At 63.4% G+C, this 3,086-nt stretch carries 2 protein-coding genes; one reads left to right on the top strand and one right to left on the bottom strand.

What is annotated here, in order from left to right; all coding sequences use genetic code 11:
- Positions 1-968 (top strand): GNAT family N-acetyltransferase (locus tag VTU_RS0114920; RefSeq protein WP_236610751.1); only part of this gene is annotated, 968 nt, incomplete at its 5' end.
- A gap of 641 nt (positions 969-1,609) precedes the next feature.
- Here the strand turns inward: VTU_RS0114920 and VTU_RS0114915 are convergent.
- Positions 1,610-3,025 carry an IS701 family transposase gene (locus VTU_RS0114915; RefSeq protein WP_010105541.1) on the bottom strand — a complete coding sequence of 472 codons (1,416 nt, stop codon included), beginning with the start codon at positions 3,023-3,025 and terminating at the stop codon, positions 1,610-1,612.
- Between the last annotated feature and the right edge of the window lie 61 nt (positions 3,026-3,086).

The raw sequence follows: 3,086 nt of genomic DNA, 5'->3' as shown, positions 1-3,086 counted from the left end.
GGGGGCTGAGTAGTTACTGTTATGGCTACCCTGGCCGCCTTAGTGGCGGTCTCGCTGGCGCGATCGTTGACCACTGCATCCCTAAAGGCTGCCCCATTGCCAAGCCCCTGAACGCGCAATCGACCATGGACACCTCGCTTTTACCCGGCTGGATCAACCTCGACACGATGCCTGGAACGTTCACGACTGCGTTAGCGTTACCCGACAGTTGCGTCGTCGAGGCGTATGACGACTTCGCCTTCCTCCGATGCCCCGAGCGCGAGGACTTCTGGTTCGGCAACTTCGTCATTACGCGCTGCCCTTTGCCCGCGGTGGACGATTGGCCCGCGTTGCATCGCGAATGGCACCGTCGCATCGCCAGCCGCTGCGCCGTTCCCCGCGAGGTCTATCAGTGGGAATGTTGCTCGCCGGCCCCGCTCGACGAGGGCAAGATGGCGACCATGGGTGGCGATGGCCTGTTCACCTCGCTCACTGTGATGCAACTGCGCGCGGCGCTCGCGTTTACGTTGCCACAGGGCGTGGAATTCGTCGAGCTTGACACGAAGCAGCGCTTCCGCGAAGCCATCGTGCTCACCACCGAGAGCAACGCGGAAGATCCCGAATCGGTTGCGACGGCCGACTTCACACAATGGCAGTACGGGCGTCAGTGGGAGCAGGTACGGACGGGACGAGCAACATGGTTCGGTCTGCTGTGCCAAGGGCGGATCGTTGCGCACTGCGGCCTCATACACAAGGCCGGCATCGGGCGCTACCAGGACGTCACGACCGCGCCGGCGCATCGACGCCAGGGCCTGGCTGAGATGCTTGTACGGGCAGTTGCGGCACATGCCTTGCATCGCGACCGTTGCCACCAACTGGTGATCGTCGCCGAGGCGGACTCCCCGCCGGAGCGGATTTATCGTCGGGTCGGCTTCGAGCCGTTCAGCCACGAGTATTCGGTTGCGTTCTCGCGCGAGGGGCAGGCATGACCGACGCAGTATTGATTTTTCCGCCGCTGGTCGATACGAACTTCGGCGCGTACTACCCATCTACCGCGGTACTGGCCGGATACCTCCAGGCCCACGGCCATGCATGCCGGCAGTTCGACTGGAACGAGGACTTCGCCGTACACCTGCTTCAGCCAGACGTCCTCCAGCGAATTGCCGCAGGCGATGGCATGTTCTCGCACCTGGAAGATTCGGATCCAGCTCGCATCGCCGCCCGGTTGCTGAAGAAGCTGCGCACCTTTCTCTTCGACGATGCGGGAAGACACGATTTCGCGCAATCGCGCTTCGGCTACCTGCTGCACGACTTGGCGGCGTGTCTGCGCATCGACGAGCAGTTGCCGGCCCTGTTCGCGACGTCGATGGAGCGATGGCCACTTCACGATGAGTACTGGGCATTCTGCGAGCAGCAAGGGCGTATGGGAGGATGGGACATCGACGGGAAGCTGATCGGAATTTCGGTGCCGATGGGCCCCCAACTCGCGCCGGCTCTTATTTTGGCGCGCGCGCTGGCGGATGCGTGCCGTGGGGTGCGGATCGTGCTGGGCGGACCGGCGATTAGCCTGATGTCGGCGCCCGACCGGCACGCTCTGCTGAAGGCCTGCCCGCAGGTCGATGCGCTAGTCTTACTGTGTCACAAACGAATTCTCGCGTTTACGCGCAGGCAGCATGGGCAGCGCGGCAGCGTCCTGAGCAAGGCTGCGGCGATACGCAGCCGCAAAGTTGTGATCGACGATCGGACGTGGCGCTGCGTGCGCGGGGCTGCCGCGAGGCTTGTAATGCGTGGGTAGGGCAGGTTCTTCGCTTCGTGCAGAGTTTTTTTTACCCCCACCTTCCGGCTGGCGCAGCTGCTGCGCCATCAAAAAACCGTAGGCAGCGATGGCCAAGCTGGCGTGGTGGTGAAAGCCCCTCCAATTGCGCCCTTCGTAGTGGCCCAGACCCAGGTCTTGCTTGAGGTCCTGGTAGTCGCGCTCAATGCGCCAGCGCATCTTGGCCTCAAACACCATGCGCTCCAGTGTGATGTCCTCTGCCAGCGTGGACAGCCAGTATTTCATTGGCTCTTCATGGCCTTCGGGCCATTCGATGAGCAGCCACTCTTGCGCTCGCTGCTCTGTGCGCAGGTGCTCGCGGTGGGCCGCATGCACGCGCACTCGCGCAAAACGCGAACGCAATGTGAAGTTCGTCCCCTCACGCCACTCGATGCTTTGCCATTGGGTCGGCTCCAACCCCAACGCCACTTCCTTCACGGACAGCGGTCGCTCGTGCCTGGCATCGCCCAAACGCTGGCGGGTGGCCACCACGCCGCGGCCACTGCGCGGCCGCGGCGCCAGCGGGGCATGCCCCGGCGGCCACACCGTCACCTGCCCCGTCACGCCCACCACGTAAGTCAGGCCCATCGCCGTCAGGCCCTCACGAAATGCCGTGACCACCCCGTAGCCTGCATCGGCCAGCACGGTGTGCTTTGGCGCGCCTTGCTCCACCAAGTGCTCGATCTGCGCCTGCGCGATCTGCCACTTGGTGGCGAACGACACATTTTCGGGCACACCGGCCTTCTCGCGCCGCGCCATGTCATCGGCCCATTGCTGGGGCAGGTACAACTGCCAGGCCGTGGGCAGGCTGCCCGCCAAGCAAGCCAGACTGACGCTGACGGCCACTTGGCAGTTGTCCTGCTTACCCAGCATGCCGCAGTACTGTCGGGCCACTCCCACCGAGTGCTCGCCCTGTTTGGGAAAGCCGGTGTCGTCCACGATCCACCAGCCACCATCTTCAAAGTCCATCGCCGGCACGACCCATTGCGCAACGCGCCGCAGCATCTCTTCGTCCGACCATGACGACTGGGCCACGAAGTGGTGCAGCGACTGGTGACGCGAGCGCGTGGCCTGCGGCGCCAAGTGTGCGGCCATCGGCTCCACGCTCTTGCGCGCAAGCGGCGCCATCAGGCCGATGCAATACCCGCGCAGCCCGGCTTGCCGGTCCGCATGGCCCAGTCCGCCTCCCAAATGCTCAAGGTAGCGTTCAAACTCTTGCAGTTCGTCTTTCAAGGCTCATCTCCTGTGTGAGAAGATTCTCTCATAATTCCTTGAATTTACTAACACAGTAAGA

It is taken from the genome of Verminephrobacter aporrectodeae subsp. tuberculatae At4, from assembly GCF_000193225.1.
GTDB lineage: Bacteria > Pseudomonadota > Gammaproteobacteria > Burkholderiales > Burkholderiaceae_C > Acidovorax > Acidovorax aporrectodeae.
The sequence above is the reverse complement of the archived record's forward strand: the minus strand, read 5'-3'. Positions and strand labels throughout refer to the sequence as shown.